Genomic DNA, 15,468 nt, shown 5'->3' on the forward strand with positions numbered 1-15,468 from the left:
AACGCTAAGCTCGAAGCAAAGTACACATGAGCCCCGCACCTCACCGGTCCGGGGTTTTTTATTGCCTGTTTGCAAGGATGATCCATGGCTCAAATCCTCGTTAAAACCATCGAACATCGCTCTGTTGTCAGCCTCACGCCCTACGCCAACAATGCCCGGACTCACTCTGATGAGCAGGTCAACCAAATCGCCCGATCCATCGAGGAGTTTGGATTTGTGAATCCGGTGCTGGTGGGCGATGACGATGTGATCGTCGCCGGGCATGGTCGTTTGATGGCGGCAAAGCAACTGGGCATGGAAACCGTGCCGGTGATTGTTTTGGGGCATCTGACAGAGACCCAGCGTCGTGCTCTGGTCATTGCGGATAACCAGATCACTTCGAACTCCGGCTGGGACGAAGAGCTGCTGAAACTGGAACTGGCGGAGCTGGATGAACTGGATTTTGATCTGGACCTGATGGGATTTTCCGACGAGGAGTTAGAGGGGTTTCTGCTCACGGATGAGCCGGAAGGTCAGACTGACGACGATGATATCCCGGAGCCTGAAGAGCATCCGGTCAGCCAGCCGGGGGATTTATGGGTTTTGGGAGAGCACCGGGTGTTGTGTGGCAGTGCCACCGAACCAGGCGATGTTGAAAAACTCATGGACGGGCAGCTGGCGGACATGGTATTCACCGATCCTCCCTACAACGTGGACTACGCCAACCCTGAGAAAAACGGTAAAGCGAAGAAAGACCGTCGCATCAAAAACGACAATCTTGGTTCAGAGTTTTATACCTTCCTGCTGGCAGCCATGACGAACATGCTGGGTGTTTGCAAAGGGGCGATTTACGTCTGCATGTCGTCGTCGGAACTGGATACGTTGCAGAAAGCTTTTCGGGAAGCCGGTGGCAAGTGGTCCACGTTTATCATCTGGGCAAAAAACACCTTCACCCTGGGACGTGCTGATTATCAGCGACAGTACGAGCCCATTCTCTACGGTTGGAAGGAAGGCTCGCAGCACTTTTGGTGTGGTGCCCGGGATCAGGGCGACGTGTGGTTTTACAGCAAACCGGCGAAGAATGACCTGCACCCCACCATGAAGCCCGTCGAACTGGTTGAACGGGCCTTACGTAACTCGTCCAAGAGTCGGGATATTGTGTTGGACCTGTTTGGTGGTTCTGGTTCAACCCTGATCGCCTGCGAGAAAACCCACCGCAGTGCCCGGCTCACTGAACTGGACTCGAAGTACGTTGATGTGATTGTACGTCGCTGGGAGGAGTACACCGGTAAAGAGGCTTATCTCGAAGAAAACAAACTGACCTTTGATCAAATTAGGGAACAACGGCATGGACGAACTCTCCCGGCGACTGGATCAGATTGATTCAAAGCTCGACAAGCTCAGCGATGCGGTGTCCAGGCTGGCGATGATTGAAGAGCGCATCACCCATCAGACTTCCAGCCTCAGCCGTCAGGATGAACGGCTGGACGCTCAGGAAAAGCGCATCAGGGTGCTTGAATTTCAGGCCAGTCGCCGGGGCGTGATGCTCAACTACATCGAGCGGTTCGGCTGGATTGTTTTAACGGCCAGTATTGGGCTGTTGTCTTACTTTATCAGGGGGTGAGCAATGGGTAAGCGTACTGAAACCAATTACATCGTTATTCATTGCTCGGCTACCCGGGCCAATCAGAACGTCACGTTTGACGACATCAAACGCTGGCACACCATGGAGCGTGCCTTTTTTGATATTGGCTATCACTGGGTGATTGAGCGGGATGGCTCGGTGAAGCAGGGCAGGCCAGTAGACGACTGGGGCGCACACGCAAAAAGCCACAATCATGAAAGCGTGAGTATTTGTCTGGTGGGTGGGCTTGATGATAACAATCAGTCTGAAGACAACTTCACACCTTTGCAGAAGCGGATGCTGAAGCTGCTCGTTGCCGGTCATCAGGCTTTGTATCCAGAAGCCATTGTCCATGGCCATTACCACCTGAGTAAGGTCAAAACCTGTCCGAACTTTGATGTTCACCGTTGGCTGATTGCTGAAGGACTGCTGGGAGAAAAACAGTGAGCCTGGTTGCCGCTATCCCACTGGTGGGGAAGGTCATCGACAAGCTCTTTCCTGATGCAGAGAACCGTGATCAGGTGAAAGTGGTTCTGGCTGAAATGCTGATTAATGGTGAGCTGGATGAATTGACTCAACAAGCCGGAGTGATCAAGGCTGAAGCGCAGGGTGAAGGCTGGCTGCAAAGAAGCTGGCGGCCTATTGTGATGCTGGTGTTTACGGCACTGGTTGTGTGTCGTTGGTTGGGTTGGTCAGCTCCAGATTTGTCGCCGGAGTTGGAATTAAAGCTGTTCTCAATTGTTCAATTGGGAATTGGTGGCTATATTGCCAGTCGTGGGATTGAAAAGGTAGTGCATAAAATAAAATCATAAATCAAATGGGTAAGGACTTTATATGTCATTTAGCAGAGTTAAGTGCTTTTTCTTATTATTTTTTTTACTGCTTAACTCACATGGTTCATGGGCAGTAGTTATTAAAATAATAAACTCTTCAATTAGCTTTACGTTTTCAGGTGAATATGGCTCAGGAGATAAGACAACATATCTTTATCCGATTCAAATAGGAAATGGAAATGTTTATAGTGATCTTACCAGTACACCCCAAGAAGTTAATTTAGCAGAGCAAGAGGATGATAGCAGAGAGGTGTCTTTTTATTTTTCAGGGTTTGGAAATGGTAATGATAGTGTGTTGGATCTCCCTGAAGAATTACAGGAAAGATTATTTCAAATCCTAGAGAATAGACCAGACATAAAAATGGACGCCATGACGGATTGTGTTCAATATTGTTGTTATTTGAAGACGGGTGACTTCCGTCAGGAAAATGGACAGTTAATTGAATCTTTAGTGGAAAGAGCGCCTGAAGCATTGGAAGCCGTAATTTTTATGAATCAAGCTAAACCAGTTCATGTTGCTTTATATGTTGGGCATGGTGTTTACATGAGTAAACTAGGTTCTTATGGTGTTTATTTTCATTCGTTTCAAACAGTTAAAGATCTTTATGGATCAAATCTATCAATCAAAGTGGCAACTTTCATATCTCAAAGCTCTCGTAGAGATGACAACCATCCACCACCTGATGCCGGTGCATGCGGCGGAGCTTCAACATCAGCCTATTAACCCGGGGTCCCTGCGAACCTTCATCGACTGCGGGGATGCGGAACCGCCGAATATCGCCAGCGACAGAGTAAAAATCGGGGTTGACAGGTGGTTGACAAAAAGTACTGAAAGCCACGGCTCATAAGGCTTTCAGCTGTCAACCAGGGGTGGTTTTGTCAACCTGGATTCCTGATAGTGTCAACCACCCATTGTTGCTGCTGGTTGACAAAAAGTGTGCTGATTTTCAGGCTTCTGGCAACGGATTTCAGATGGCGGATTGATGGAGAAAGTCGAGGCTGAACGTCGATCCAAGGCTCTCCCCAATCCCGATGTAAAGCACAAGCCCTTTTGCCCTTCAGGTAGTGCAAGTCTCCCAGCTGAATCAAAAAAATAGCTTCATGCAGATTGGAATACCACCGTGTTAGGTGGGGTAAGGTCTGTCGATCAGGATACAGCAGGCGGCAGGATAAAAAAGAGCCGCTGGTGAGTTCAGCGGCCAGAAGTATCGGATTGTTCACAGCCTTGGTTCTCGTAGCACGATGGCTTGCCAGCCACCATCCTGCCAGTAATAGAGGTATTCAGCACAAGACTCCCAGGCCAGAGAGGTTAAGTGCGATAGGTCGGGGCTGTCAGCAGGGCAGACATGACGCCAAGAGTCTCCCCGATCCTGATAGGTATCCAGCTTGTCTGGGCTGACAGAGCGCAAATCGCCACTATTGATAATCATTTGGGCTTTTTCGTCTGAGGCATAATGTTTTTGCAGAATCGGGCCGACAAGATCACCATCAAAATGGCAGTAAATGCTGCGATAGCTGCCTTCCGGCAGCCTTATCGCAATTCTTGAGCGGGTACTCATGCTTCTGCTTCTCCAAATAGGCCATCCAGTCCACTGGTGATCCGGTAAGTACGATCCTTGCCTTCCAGCTTTTCAGACTCAATGGTCAGCCCCAGTCGTTTTTTCAGTGACCCGGCCAGCGTTCCCCGAACCGTATGTTGCTGCCAGCCGGTTTCGCGCATGATTTCGTGGATGGCTGCACCTTCGGGACGACTGAGCAACTCAATCACGGTGTGCAGTTTGGTGCCGGTTCGGATTTTGCCTTTGCGAGTGGGTTTATCATCCTCCCTGATACCGATGGCCTCTTTTCCCTGTGGGCTGATGTCGTAGGTATCTGACTCTTTAAGGGCAATCAGAAAACCCTTGCTGGTCAGGCTGTTCAGCACTTTGTTTCGGGCTCCACCCCTGATGGTGAGGTCAGAGGCCTGAAGGGTTCCGGTTTTAGCGGCTTGTTGCAGAACGTTTTCCTGAGCTGGGGTGAGTTTGTTGTTTTTCATGGCGCTTCTCCTTCGCGATTATTGCTGTTGTCCGTCTTTAAATCCCTGTTGGTAGGCGGCTTCCAGTGCTTTTTTAATGCTCCAGATGCTTTGTTCCTCAAAGTCCTCGCTGCTGTTCCGGGTTTTCAGGGTATCCAGAAACAGGTGTTTGCGAGCGATGGCTTCCAGAGATTTTTCGATGTGCTTGTTCATTGGGCTGTCCTTTCAGTTAATTTGCTTTTGTTATGTACAGTAAGGCTCTATAACCGATGGTTATCAAGATAATCTTCTTAATAATCAATATGTTGGCGGGAGGGTGCGAGACAATACGGAGCGATACGGTTCTATAGGGAGCAATAGGGGTCTATGGCGCTACTGTCACAATCAGAGTTCGCCAAACGTCAAGGTTGGAGCCGCCAGTATGTGGCCAAGCTGGTTAAGTCGGGCAAGATTAAGCTGGTCAATGGCAAGGTCGATGAACAAGCTGCTTTATCCGCCCTGAAGCAACAGGCAGAACCTGCTAGCGCCTTACGGCAGGCTCCTGCTCGTCAAGAGGCCTTTCCCGCCACCCTTACGGATTCCAGGCAGGCGGTTGATTTTGTAACGGCTCGCACCATGCGCGAAGCCTTCAAGGCCAGAATGGCAAAGATGGAGTATGAGGAAAAGTCGGGCAAGCTAACGGATGCCGCCAGGGTGCGGGATGATGCGTTTCAGGCCGCTCGAATGGTGCGGGATGCGCTTATGGGGATTCCAGATCGGCAGGCTGATGTACTGGCAGCAGAAACCGATCCCAAAAAAATAAGGGAGCTGTTAATGAATGAGTTAGAAGACATTCTCAACGAGTTAAGCCGTCAGTGAGTTCACCTTATTTCTCAGGCTTTTTGGCTGGCCTTAAACCCGACACACGCCTTTCTGTTTCCGAATGGGCCGATGAGTACCGAATCCTGCCCATGAAAGCGGCTAAAGAAGCCGGTCGCTGGCGCACTGCCCGAACCCCTTACCTGAAAGAAATTATGGATTGCCTGTCGCCTTCTTCACCGGTTGAACGGGTGGCGTTTATGAAAGGGGCGCAGGTCGGCGGCACCGAGTGTGGCAATAACTGGCTGGGTTATGTGATTCACCACACGCCAGGTCCGATGATGTATGTGTTGCCAACCCTCGATATGGCGAAGCGAACCTCCAAGCAGCGCATCGCCCCCATGATTGAGGAAATGCCGATCCTGAGAGAGAAGGTCAAAGACCCTCGCTCCAGGGATTCCGGCAATACGCAAATGGTGAAGGAGTTTCCCAACGGGGTGCTGATCATTACCGGAGCCAACTCAGCCACCGGCCTTCGCTCCATGCCTGCCCGCTTTCTGTTTCTGGATGAAGTGGATGCTTATGAAGACGATGTGGACGGGGAGGGCAGTCCCATCAATCTGGCGATTAAACGAACGGCGACGTTTTCCCGTAATCGTAAAATCCTGATGGTCTCCACACCCAATATTGCCGGAGTCAGCAAGATTGAATCAGCTTATCAGGCCAGTGACCAGCGGCAATATCATGCTCCCTGCACTGAATGTGGTGAGATGCAGCCGATTGAGTGGCAGCAGATCCGGTTTGACAACCATGACCTTGAAACCGCTTGTTTTGAATGCGTATCCTGTGGTCACCGGATGCAGGAGCATGACAAGCCCCGACTGCTTGAAAACGGTCAATGGGTACCGCAGAACACAGAAGCCAATATCACGGTTCGGGGTTATCATCTCAGCTCGCTTTATAGCCCAAACGGCTGGTACAGCTGGAAAGAGGCGGTTGCTGATTTTCTGGCGGCAAAGGATGATCCGGTACTGTTGAAGGACTGGACCAATACGGTTCTGGGACAAACCTGGCAGGAAACCGGAGAAACCGTCGATCACGAATTGCTTTACCAGCGTCGTGAACATTACCCAGCAGAAGTACCCTGGCCAGTCGAGGTGCTGACCTGTGGTATCGATGTTCAGGATGATCGCATTGAGTATGAAGTCGTCGGTTGGGGAGCCGGTGAGGAAAGCTGGTCGGTCAACTATGTTCGCCTTTATGGCGATCTGTCCCGGCCCGGGATATGGAACATTCTGGCAGACAAACTGCGGCAGCCTTATAGACGCCAGGACGGCGTATTAATGAATCTGGCCCAGGTATGCATGGATTCAGGCGGGCATTTCACTGATGAGGTCTATGCCTTTTCCAGAAAACAGGGGGCAGACTGGCTCATCCCTATCAAGGGTGCGTCACAGGCAGGTAAACCCATCGCCACTTTTCCCAAGACCCGAAACAAGAAAGGTGTCTACCTGACGCTGGTCGGTACCGACACCGCCAAAGAGCTGATCTACCAGCGTTATCGAATTCTGGAGCCAGGAGCTGGTTATTGCCACTGGCCGGTCAAAGACTGTTTTGATGAAGACTATTTCAAACAGGCCACCGCTGAAGAAAAGATCCGCAAATACAAACACGGTGTCCCTTATTTTGAATGGGATGCCCGCAAGAAAAGAAATGAAGCGCTGGATTGTCGGGTGTATGCACTGACGGCTGTTCGTATCCTGCAACAACACAGAGGTTTGGATCTGGTACGTTTGGCTGAACAGAGACCGGAGCCTGATGTGCAGATCGAACAGGAGCAACCCGACACGCTGACTTCAACCCGTCACCGCAGAACCTCTCGCAGTACTTACCTGAATGGATGAATCATGATTACCGATGCTGAATATCAGGCGTTAAAGCGTGCCGTTCTGCTGCGGGAAACCCGCACGGTGGAATTTGAAGGTCGTAAAGTGGAATACGCCAGCTTTGCTGAAATGGAAAGGCGCTTACACGCCATCGAGCGTGAACTGATCAAGCAACAAAAACGACCACGGCAGTACGGGGTGTATTCTGGCAAAGGAATTTAAATGAGGCTTAGCCCGGATATTTCATAAAAAGAGGCAAGTTCCGCCCAATCACTTGATATAATTGGGTCGACCAAAAAAATGCTTCGGAAGAAGCAAACCGGAACTTGCCATGAACAAATTTACACAAGAACAGCTTCGTTTTCACCCCTCCAACGGAAAAACTATCCGGGCAGACTTCAATGGCGGAGAATTATCCTCTGATTTTGGCGCCCTGATGCTACGTGAAACAATGCTTCACAGCGGTATCATATCCAGGCTGACTGACGGCATTGACGATAAACGTCATCAATCCTACATCGACCACACCCTGCAAGAACTCATTGCCCAAAGAGTTTTGCAAATGGCCTGTGGTTATGAAGATGCAAACGACAGCAACCATCTGCGTAAAGACCCAATCTTTAAGCTTGCCAATGGAAGAAACCCACTGGACGATGATAACCATCTGGCTTCCGCTCCAACGTATACAAGGCTTGGTCAGTCCATGACCAAACGGGATATTTATAATATGACCAAAGCACTGGCTGATCACTTCATCAGCAGTTATGAATACCCGCCATTAGCCATCATTATCGACCTGGATCATACGCCTGCTATCACCCATGGCGGCCAGCAGATGAACCTGTTCAACGCCAAATATCAAGACTACTGTTACTTGCCCTTAATGATCTTTGAGGGGCTCAGCGGCAAGCTGATCACTTCGATCCTGCGTCCTGGAAAAACACCCACAGGCCGAGAGAATGCAGCTATTCTCCAGCGCCTCATTAAGCTGATCCGTACAAGATGGCCGAAAACCCATTTACTGGTTCGTGGGGATAGCCACTTTGCCCAACCAGAGTTAATGCAGGTTGTTCAGGATGACCCTCACTCCGACTACGTGCTGGGAAAAGGCGCAGGACACAAGACGGCCTTGCGACCTAAAGCCAAAGAGTTGCTGGATGAAGCGCGGAAAGCTCTCGACGTTAAAACCGGGCTGGCAAAACTGAACAACATGCCAGAGCCTGAGCGACTCAGGCTCTACGGAGAAACGGACTATCAGGCAAAAAGCTGGAAAGGGCTGGACACCCGGATAATCTATAAGGCAGAGGTCAACCAGAAAGGCGACAATCCCCGCTTTATTGTGACTTCGATGATGGAGGCTTCCCCCGAGGAAATATATGAAGACCTTTATTGTCCCAGAGGGCAGGATGAGAACTTCATTAAGCATCTGAAAAGTGATTTGTCCGGTGATCGCTTGTCAGATCAAGGCTTTCTGGCAAATCACCTGAGAATGTTTTCCGCCTGCGCTGCTTATGTTCTTCACTATGAGCTGAGAACCAAGGCACTGAAAGGTACGGAGCTGGAAAAGGCACAGCCATCAACCGTGATCACAAAACTTTGTAAGGTCGCGGTTAAAGTGGTTGAGTATAAAGACCGAATCAAACTTCACTTGCCCCGCAGCTGTCCAATAAAAGGGCTTTTGCAGCATATAACCGAAGTCTTTTATTCAATGCCGCTGCCTCGACCGGGATAGTCAGCTTCATAAACTCAATCAGAATAAAATAGCGACCAACAGAAAGAGTGTTGGGGAATTCTGTTGTCCTGAAAAAGCAGGTGCTGATCAAAAAACATCCGAATTAATGGTGAGTTCGGGTTGTAATACCTTTTTCATGGACAGTAGAGCAACAGACCTCCGAAAAAATCAGAATGGGATGTTTTTTCCGGAACTTGTTGCTCATTTATGAAATATTCGGGTTAGACAAAGGATTGCAGGCTGGTTGCTGCCAGAACTAAAAAACCTGGCTTACACCTCGGCAGGCAGAGGACGGCGTAGCCAAAGCTGGGCAGCGCCGTCCACAGGCCCCAATAACTCTCTGACGAGTAATCTCGGCACGCTGATCAATCGCTCAAGGGCGGCTATTCGCAATGACCCCTGGGCGGCTTCCGGTCTGGAAAAACTGGTGTCCAATATTGTTGGTACAGGCATTAAACCCAAGTCGGAAGCAACGGATGATGCGTTTCGTAAACAGCTGCAAACCCTGTTTCTGGACTGGACCGATGAGTCCGATGCTGATGGCCAGCTGGACTTTTATGGGCAGCAATCGCTGGCTGTCCGATCCATGCTGGAAGCGGGCGAGTGTTTTGTCCGACTGCGCCCCCGCAAACCATCAGACGGTCTGTCGGTGCCTTTGCAATTGCAGCTACTGGAAGCCGAGTTTGTACCCTGGGACTATCAGGATGACCTGAAGAACGGGCATAAAATCCGAGCCGGAATTGAGTTTAATGGTATTGGGCAGCGGGTGGCCTATTGGATGCACCGGCAACATCCAACGGATTACACCAGTCTTGATATCGCTGATTTACGACGGGTGCCTGCTGAACAGGTGTTGCATCTGTATGAACCATTGCGACCCGGGCAGCTGCGAGGACAGCCCCTGCTGACTCAGGTGTTATTGCGAATGTTTCATCTGGATAAGTTTGATGACGCCACTTTGCTCCGGCAGGAAATCGCTAACCTGTTCACCGGCTTTATCACCAAGCCCGCTCCGGAAACTGAAAAGGTCGATCCGCTTACCGGACGCCCCATTGTTTACGATTTGCAGGGTGTCCCCATAGTGGCCATGGAGCCCGGCACCATGCAGGAGCTTTCGCCCAGCGAAGAAATTACTTTCAACAACCCACCGGGTGCCGCCAGTAACTATCCCGACTTTATTCGGCAGCAGTTAATGGCAGTCGCAGCCGGTATCGGGCTGCCTTTTGAAATCCTGTCCGGTGATATGAAAGGGGTCAGTGACCGGGCATTGCGAGTGGTTCTCAATGAGTTCAGACGACGGATTCAGCAGATTCAGCACAACCAGCTGGTGTTTCAGTTTTGCCGCCCGGTGTGGAATCGCTAGCTGGAACTGGCTGTGCTCAGTGGTGCTATTTCTGCTCCTGGCTTTCACAAGAATAAAGCTGCGTATAAACAATTCATTGTGTCCGAAGGAAACAGCAGCATCAGTCGTGAATTGTCAGCGGCAGGCGAGCTGGCGTCACTGGATATCATTCTCAGACAGGGAGAACAGGGATGAGCTTACTGGATATTTTCAACAACGACGCTTTCAGTCTGACCAGCCTGACAGCCACCATCAATGATCTACCCTACAAGCCGGGACGTATTGGTGAACTGGGCCTGTTTACGGAAAGCGGCATTAACACCACAACCGCCGTCGTAGAATCCAGAAACGGTGAGCTGATTCTGTTGCCCACTTCGGAGAGGGGTGCGCCAGCTCCTCAGGCCAGCGGTCGCAAGCGCAAGGTGCGCAGCTTTGTCATTCCCCATATTCCTTATGATTCCACCATTGTGGCGGATGAAGTTCGGAATGTGCGTGCCTTTGGGTCAGAGAGTACTCTGGAAGGGGTGCGTACTGTGGTTAACCAACGGCTTTCAGATATGAACGCCAACCACGAAGTCACCCTTGAACACCTCAGGCTGGGAGCCATTAAGGGCCAGATTCTCGATGCGGATGGCAGCACCGTGATTTATGACCTGTTTCAGGAGTTTGGTGTTACCCAGCAAACCCATACGTTTAAGTTCAGTGATGCGGCCACCGACGTGCGTATCCAGTGTGTGAAGCTGCGGCGGAAAGTGGATGATGCCCTGGGGGCTCAACCCTACTCAGGACTTCGGGCTTTCTGCGGTGCAGATTTCTACGATGGACTGGTGAGCCATGATTATGTTAAGGATGCCTACCATCGCCATCAGGACAGCGCCCTGCTGCGGAACGATCCTAAATCCGGCTTCCGGTTCGGGGATATCGACTGGGAAGAATATCGCGGTCAGGTGGGTAATATTCCGTTTATCAAGTCGGACGAGGCTTATGTGATTCCTGAAGGCACCGGGGTGTTCCGCACCTGGTATGCCCCGGCAGACTTTATTGAAACCGTGAATACCATCGGTCTGCCTCGCTACGCCAAGCAGAAGATTCTGGACTTTGACAAAGGTGTTCAGGTGCATACCCAGTCCAACCCTCTGCCCATCTGCCTGAAGCCCGGGGCGGTGATCAAATGCAAGATGAGTTAAACGACTTGCACCAACAAGTGCTGGCCACCTTTGGCCAGCCAGTGTCGATTACTCAGGATAATTACAGCTTTGAAACTACCGGTATCATTTCCAGAGAGCTGGCTGCTACCGGTTTTAATGATAATGTCTTGCAGCCAGTGACCGTGATCAGTCTGGATCGAACCTTATCAGTAAAGCGAGGCTGTCTGATTGAATCTGGAGGGCAGCGTTGGGTAATTGACCGGCCTCTCAAAGACGACGGTCACCTGATTGTCTGGAATCTCCATGAAGATCGATCTTGAGCTGGACAGCCAGATAGAAGACATCGTCAGTGACTTCCGTGACTCTCCCCGGCAAGTGGACAAAGCCTTAACCCGAGCCCTGCGTAAACTCTCCCGCTTCGCAGAACGACAGACATTGCGGAGTCTCGCTCGTCAACAGGGCATCACTCAAAAGCTATTGAAAGAGCTGGGCAGGGTACGAGTGACCCTGAACCAGGACAGTGGTTATCAGCTGGTGATCTGGATCGGTGCTTTGGATATTCCGGCTCACTATTTGGGTAAACCAGTGCAAACCCGATCCGGTGTTCGGACCGGCAAACACTTCTGGCCGGGAGCGTTTCTGATGCAGCCGCTCAATGCTTCTCATCCGATGGTGTTTAAGCGTAAAGCAAACTGGCAACACCGATACCAGCGCTCAAAGCGATCCGGACGCATGATGTGGATGGGATTACCACTGGCAAAGCAGGGAGCCCCACTTTACGACAGCGCCAGTCAGGTCATTGCCACCCTGGAGCCGGAATTAATGGAGCGTTTTACCACTTTGCTACAACAAGAGCTGAACTATGCCTTCAACATCGAATCCCGATGAACAGATCATCAAAGCCCTGGTCGCCAAACTGGAAGAGAGTCGTTTTCCGGTGTTGCTTGGCTATTCCATCGCTGACCTTCCGGATATTGAGCCCCCAGCCATTCTGGTACAGCTGGACAGTATCCGGGAACTGGAACGGCAGGGTAAACGGGCAAAGTATCGGCTGGAATTAACGGTCAGCGGCGTTTACCGGACGCAGCCTGATACCACTTATGAGCTGATGACCATTGCCCGAACGATCCGGTCACTGCTCAATAACGCCCGCTTTGAAGGTGTCCGTAAAATCAGCTTTTCTGAGACTCAGTTCGATATTGCTCCCGGCAACGGGCAGCTCTCGTTTGCAGATATGTCTGTGAACCTTGAAGTCGTCTTCTAAATCGCACTCCGACAACCATCCCAAAAATAAATCCAACAGGAGACTTCCTATGTCCACAATCGACCGCAGTTTCATTGGTGCCGGTTCCATCCACCTGCAACCCTACGACCAGTCCGCGCCACTGCTGCCTATTGGCAACGTCAGCGAATTTACCTTCAGCTTTGAAGAAGACCGTAAAGAGCTGAAAAACTATCTGGGCGGTGGCGGTAACCGCAATGTACTCAGCCGGGTGTCCAGTGTTACGGCAAGCATTGTCGCTAATGACTTTACCGCCTCGAATATCTCCCTTGCCCTGCGTGGGAGTATGACGGCTGCGACCACAACTCCGGTCACTGATGAACTGTTGCCGAGTCATGGTGTTGAAGATGAACTGATCCCGTTTAACCATCTGCCGGACTTGAAGCAATTGGTCACCGTCAAAGACAGTACGGATACCGAACTGGTGGCGGGTGTGGATTATGAACTGACCAAGTCCGGCATCAAGGTGCTGGTGAATAGTGGCATTGATAATAAAGGTGTAAAAGTCAGTTACACGCCCATTGCCTCCAATATGGTGCAGGCATTAGTGGAAAGTTGCTGATTGAAGAGATCGGCAAATCCAGCGAAGGAGCCGCTGCCGCTAACATGAGCCTGCTGTCAGGCTTGATGGCGAATATGTCCGATGAGTGGCTGAAATTCAAAGGGCAGATTGCCGATTCCGGCTGGCTGGATTACGTCAAAGGTCAGCTAAAAAGCTTTGCCGTCAGCATTCAGGAATTAACGGATAACGGCAAACTGGCTGCTGTTGCACAATCCATCAGTGATGGCTTTATCAGCATGGCAGAGAGTATCAAGGCATCGCTCTCCGGTGTCACCATTGAAGGGGTTGTTTCCGGGATAAAAGACGGTTTCCGTACAGTCAGCACCGCTTTGAGCGATGCCCGGTCAGCCTTTGAGATAACCGGCTCCACCGTCAAACTGTTCTTTAATGGCTTTATGGTGGGGGTGAACGGTTTTGGTGCTGTGGTGACTGCGACCTTTGCTTCCATTACCAGCGGTTTGTCCAGCCTGTTTAAAGCGGTCAATGCCGATGAAATGGCTGCAAAAACCGCAGCCATTACCGCCACGCTGGATGCCATGAGCAATGACTTTGCAGCGAAGGTCAAGCAGGACGCTGCGGATGTGAATGATGCCTTATCGTATATAGGCGACAGCCTTGTCAGAAATAACGAACAATCCCAGCAAAAAGTCCGGCAGCATAATAAAAAGACCATTGACCAGCTACTGGATAATTACCAACAGGTCAAACCCGCCGCTGAAGAAGTCGCCCAGACCGCACAATCTGCGTTTGCCGATGCTGCCGATGCCCTGAAACAAATAGACGCTGCCGAAACCCGCACTGAGCTGGCTGACCTTGGCGTGGCACTGGCCGAAGCCTACAGCAACGGCACGCTGACACATGACGAATACACGGAAGCACTGGAACGGGTTAAGCAAAAGCTTCAGGAAGTGACACAGGTTGCTCAATCACTGGGCAAAGAGATAGGCGGTCTCAATACTGAAATAACCCACAATAACGACAAACTGAAAACCACCGGTTCCGGTCTGGCAGGGGTCTTCAACCGAACTACCGCCGAACTCCATGCCCTGAGCGCACAGGCGGAAGACGCTTTTCTGGCCATGCAGGGTGCCACCCAAATTGATACCAGCGATACCCTTGACCAGTTAGGCCGGTTAAAGCATGAGTTACAGGCAGCGAAGGAAGAAGCGGGTCGGCTTGCGAACGTTACCGGAAGCTTCGACCCCACCGGGATTGGTAGCTGGCTATCGGATACCGCCGCCAATGCCGCTTATGTGAAAGCCCAGTTTTTACAGCAGAAAGTCACGCTGGAGTCACTGCTATCCGGTTATGAAGACGGCACCCTGACCGCACAGAACCTCGCTTACGCCGGACGATCCGCTGCGCACTCTCTGGACTTGCTTAACCATCAAGACCTTGACCGCCTGACGGATGCCATCGATCAGGCAGAAGACAGTATGGAGCAGCTGGGCAACAGTACTCGCAGTACGCTGGAAAGTATGCAGGACGAACTGGATCAGCTTCAGGGCAAGCAGGAGTCTATTGAAAGGCGACGCTTTGAGAGCCGGAACCGTGACCTGCAAAACCAGTTACAAGAAGCTCAACAGGACGGAAATGCCCAGTCAGTCAGCAATATTCAGCAAGCCCTTAGCCTCAATAACCAGATTTACAGCGAACGCCGCAGGCAAATCCAGCAGGACAAACTGGAAGAACGACAGCGGGAGTTTAAGTCCCTGCCAGCCCCACCACCGCCAAAAAGAGAGTGGCGCAGCAGTGAAAAAGTGATCCGGCTGGAGTACCCGGGCGGTAATGTCAAAGTGGGCATCAATAGCAGTGATGAAGCGAAGTTTCTGGAAGCATTGAAGAATGCAGGATTGAGGTCAGTGTGATGACTCTGGATGATATAGAACTGCCGGATGATCTGTTGTGGGTCAATGAGTTTGACTGGAACCCTGTCGAACAGACAACAGAGCGAAGCCTGACCGGATCATTACTGGTTCAGGAGCAAAGCCTCAAGCATGGGAGACCGATTGAACTGTCCGGCAATGAGGAATCGGGCTGGGTGCCTCGCTCAACGGTTGAAGCTCTGCTGCAAGTCAGCCAGACACCGAATAAGGTCATGACACTAACGCTTTCTGACAGCCGAACCTTTCCGGTTATTTTTGATCGACGCAATGGCTCACCGATTCAAGCCCGACAAGTGCTTCCTTTCGCTTACCCGGATGAAAATTATCAATACAGTCTCACTATTCGCTTATTCACAATTGATATTTTTGAATAAACCATAAT

General features: G+C 50.9%; 21 protein-coding genes. 18 read left to right on the plus strand and 3 right to left on the minus strand.

Translation table 11 applies throughout. From position 1 onward, the window contains the following. Nucleotides 1-84 precede the first annotated feature (84 nt). Genes NX722_RS03900 through NX722_RS03920 form a run of 5 tightly spaced genes read left to right on the plus strand, consistent with a single transcriptional unit; the run spans nt 85 to nt 3,160 of the window. The gene (locus NX722_RS03900; protein ID WP_262566798.1) at nt 85-1,362 is read left to right on the plus strand and encodes a site-specific DNA-methyltransferase; all 1,278 of its coding nucleotides are present in this window, start codon (nt 85-87) and stop codon (nt 1,360-1,362) included. Beyond that, nucleotides 1,328-1,603 (plus strand): hypothetical protein, encoded by a 276-nt coding sequence (locus NX722_RS03905; protein WP_262566799.1) that lies wholly within the window; start codon nt 1,328-1,330, stop codon nt 1,601-1,603. Before NX722_RS03900 ends, NX722_RS03905 begins: the two co-directional genes overlap by 35 nt. A 3-nt stretch (nt 1,604-1,606) precedes the next feature. Next, the gene (locus NX722_RS03910) at nt 1,607-2,050 is read left to right on the plus strand and encodes an N-acetylmuramoyl-L-alanine amidase (protein ID WP_262566800.1); all 444 of its coding nucleotides are present in this window, start codon (nt 1,607-1,609) and stop codon (nt 2,048-2,050) included. Beyond that, entirely contained in the window at nt 2,047-2,415 is a 369-nt protein-coding gene (locus tag NX722_RS03915) for a holin family protein (RefSeq protein ID WP_262566801.1), read from the plus strand. The genes NX722_RS03910 and NX722_RS03915 overlap by 4 nt, the downstream gene beginning before the upstream one ends. A gap of 22 nt (nt 2,416-2,437) precedes the next feature. After that, nucleotides 2,438-3,160, plus strand: a complete 723-nt coding sequence (locus NX722_RS03920) for a hypothetical protein (protein WP_262566802.1) — start codon at nt 2,438-2,440, stop codon at nt 3,158-3,160. A gap of 493 nt (nt 3,161-3,653) precedes the next feature. Here NX722_RS03920 and NX722_RS03925 read toward each other — a convergent pair whose 3' ends face one another. The 3 genes from NX722_RS03925 to NX722_RS03935 are packed head-to-tail and all read right to left on the minus strand — an operon-like array spanning nt 3,654 to nt 4,663. Next, complete coding sequence (locus NX722_RS03925) at nt 3,654-3,995, minus strand: hypothetical protein (protein ID WP_262566803.1); 342 nt, start codon at nt 3,993-3,995, stop codon at nt 3,654-3,656. Continuing rightward, entirely contained in the window at nt 3,992-4,471 is a 480-nt protein-coding gene (locus tag NX722_RS03930; protein WP_262566804.1) for a DUF3489 domain-containing protein, read from the minus strand. The genes NX722_RS03925 and NX722_RS03930 overlap by 4 nt, the downstream gene beginning before the upstream one ends. A gap of 18 nt (nt 4,472-4,489) precedes the next feature. Beyond that, the gene (locus NX722_RS03935; RefSeq protein ID WP_262566805.1) at nt 4,490-4,663 is read right to left on the minus strand and encodes a DUF6900 domain-containing protein; all 174 of its coding nucleotides are present in this window, start codon (nt 4,661-4,663) and stop codon (nt 4,490-4,492) included. Nucleotides 4,664-4,816: 153 nt separating this feature from the next. Between NX722_RS03935 and NX722_RS03940 the strand changes: the two genes are divergently transcribed. The 13 genes from NX722_RS03940 to NX722_RS04000 all read left to right on the plus strand — a co-directional run bounded on the left by NX722_RS03940 (nt 4,817) and on the right by NX722_RS04000 (nt 15,460). Next, nucleotides 4,817-5,308, plus strand: a complete 492-nt coding sequence (locus tag NX722_RS03940; protein ID WP_262566806.1) for a hypothetical protein — start codon at nt 4,817-4,819, stop codon at nt 5,306-5,308. After that, on the plus strand, nt 5,305-7,152 hold the full coding sequence (locus tag NX722_RS03945) for a phage terminase large subunit family protein (RefSeq protein ID WP_262566807.1): 1,848 nt from the start codon (nt 5,305-5,307) through the stop codon (nt 7,150-7,152). The genes NX722_RS03940 and NX722_RS03945 overlap by 4 nt, the downstream gene beginning before the upstream one ends. A gap of 3 nt (nt 7,153-7,155) precedes the next feature. After that, nucleotides 7,156-7,356, plus strand: a complete 201-nt coding sequence (locus NX722_RS03950; protein ID WP_262566808.1) for a phage head-tail joining protein — start codon at nt 7,156-7,158, stop codon at nt 7,354-7,356. Nucleotides 7,357-7,465: 109 nt separating this feature from the next. After that, the gene (locus tag NX722_RS03955; RefSeq protein ID WP_262566809.1) at nt 7,466-8,866 is read left to right on the plus strand and encodes an IS1380 family transposase; all 1,401 of its coding nucleotides are present in this window, start codon (nt 7,466-7,468) and stop codon (nt 8,864-8,866) included. Between the two features lie 244 nt (nt 8,867-9,110). Next, nucleotides 9,111-10,229: a phage portal protein gene (locus NX722_RS03960; protein ID WP_262566810.1), complete on the plus strand. Its 1,119-nt coding sequence runs from the start codon at nt 9,111-9,113 to the stop codon at nt 10,227-10,229. 12 nt (nt 10,230-10,241) lie between these two features. After that, entirely contained in the window at nt 10,242-10,403 is a 162-nt protein-coding gene (locus NX722_RS03965; RefSeq protein ID WP_262566773.1) for a hypothetical protein, read from the plus strand. Next, entirely contained in the window at nt 10,400-11,395 is a 996-nt protein-coding gene (locus NX722_RS03970) for a major capsid protein (RefSeq protein ID WP_262566811.1), read from the plus strand. The genes NX722_RS03965 and NX722_RS03970 overlap by 4 nt, the downstream gene beginning before the upstream one ends. Then, complete coding sequence (locus NX722_RS03975) at nt 11,380-11,676, plus strand: head-tail joining protein (protein WP_262566812.1); 297 nt, start codon at nt 11,380-11,382, stop codon at nt 11,674-11,676. Before NX722_RS03970 ends, NX722_RS03975 begins: the two co-directional genes overlap by 16 nt. After that, nucleotides 11,660-12,244, plus strand: a complete 585-nt coding sequence (locus NX722_RS03980; protein ID WP_262566813.1) for a phage tail protein — start codon at nt 11,660-11,662, stop codon at nt 12,242-12,244. The genes NX722_RS03975 and NX722_RS03980 overlap by 17 nt, the downstream gene beginning before the upstream one ends. Next, nucleotides 12,219-12,620, plus strand: coding sequence for a hypothetical protein (locus tag NX722_RS03985; RefSeq protein WP_262566814.1), 402 nt, complete (start codon nt 12,219-12,221; stop codon nt 12,618-12,620). Before NX722_RS03980 ends, NX722_RS03985 begins: the two co-directional genes overlap by 26 nt. Nucleotides 12,621-12,669: 49 nt before the next feature. Then, on the plus strand, nt 12,670-13,200 hold the full coding sequence (locus NX722_RS03990; RefSeq protein ID WP_262566815.1) for a phage tail tube protein: 531 nt from the start codon (nt 12,670-12,672) through the stop codon (nt 13,198-13,200). Beyond that, entirely contained in the window at nt 13,194-15,068 is a 1,875-nt protein-coding gene (locus NX722_RS03995; RefSeq protein ID WP_262566816.1) for a hypothetical protein, read from the plus strand. Before NX722_RS03990 ends, NX722_RS03995 begins: the two co-directional genes overlap by 7 nt. Beyond that, on the plus strand, nt 15,068-15,460 hold the full coding sequence (locus NX722_RS04000) for a hypothetical protein (protein WP_262566817.1): 393 nt from the start codon (nt 15,068-15,070) through the stop codon (nt 15,458-15,460). The genes NX722_RS03995 and NX722_RS04000 overlap by 1 nt, the downstream gene beginning before the upstream one ends. Nucleotides 15,461-15,468: the final 8 nt, after the last annotated feature.

This window comes from Endozoicomonas gorgoniicola (assembly GCF_025562715.2).
Lineage (GTDB): Bacteria > Pseudomonadota > Gammaproteobacteria > Pseudomonadales > Endozoicomonadaceae > Endozoicomonas_A > Endozoicomonas_A gorgoniicola.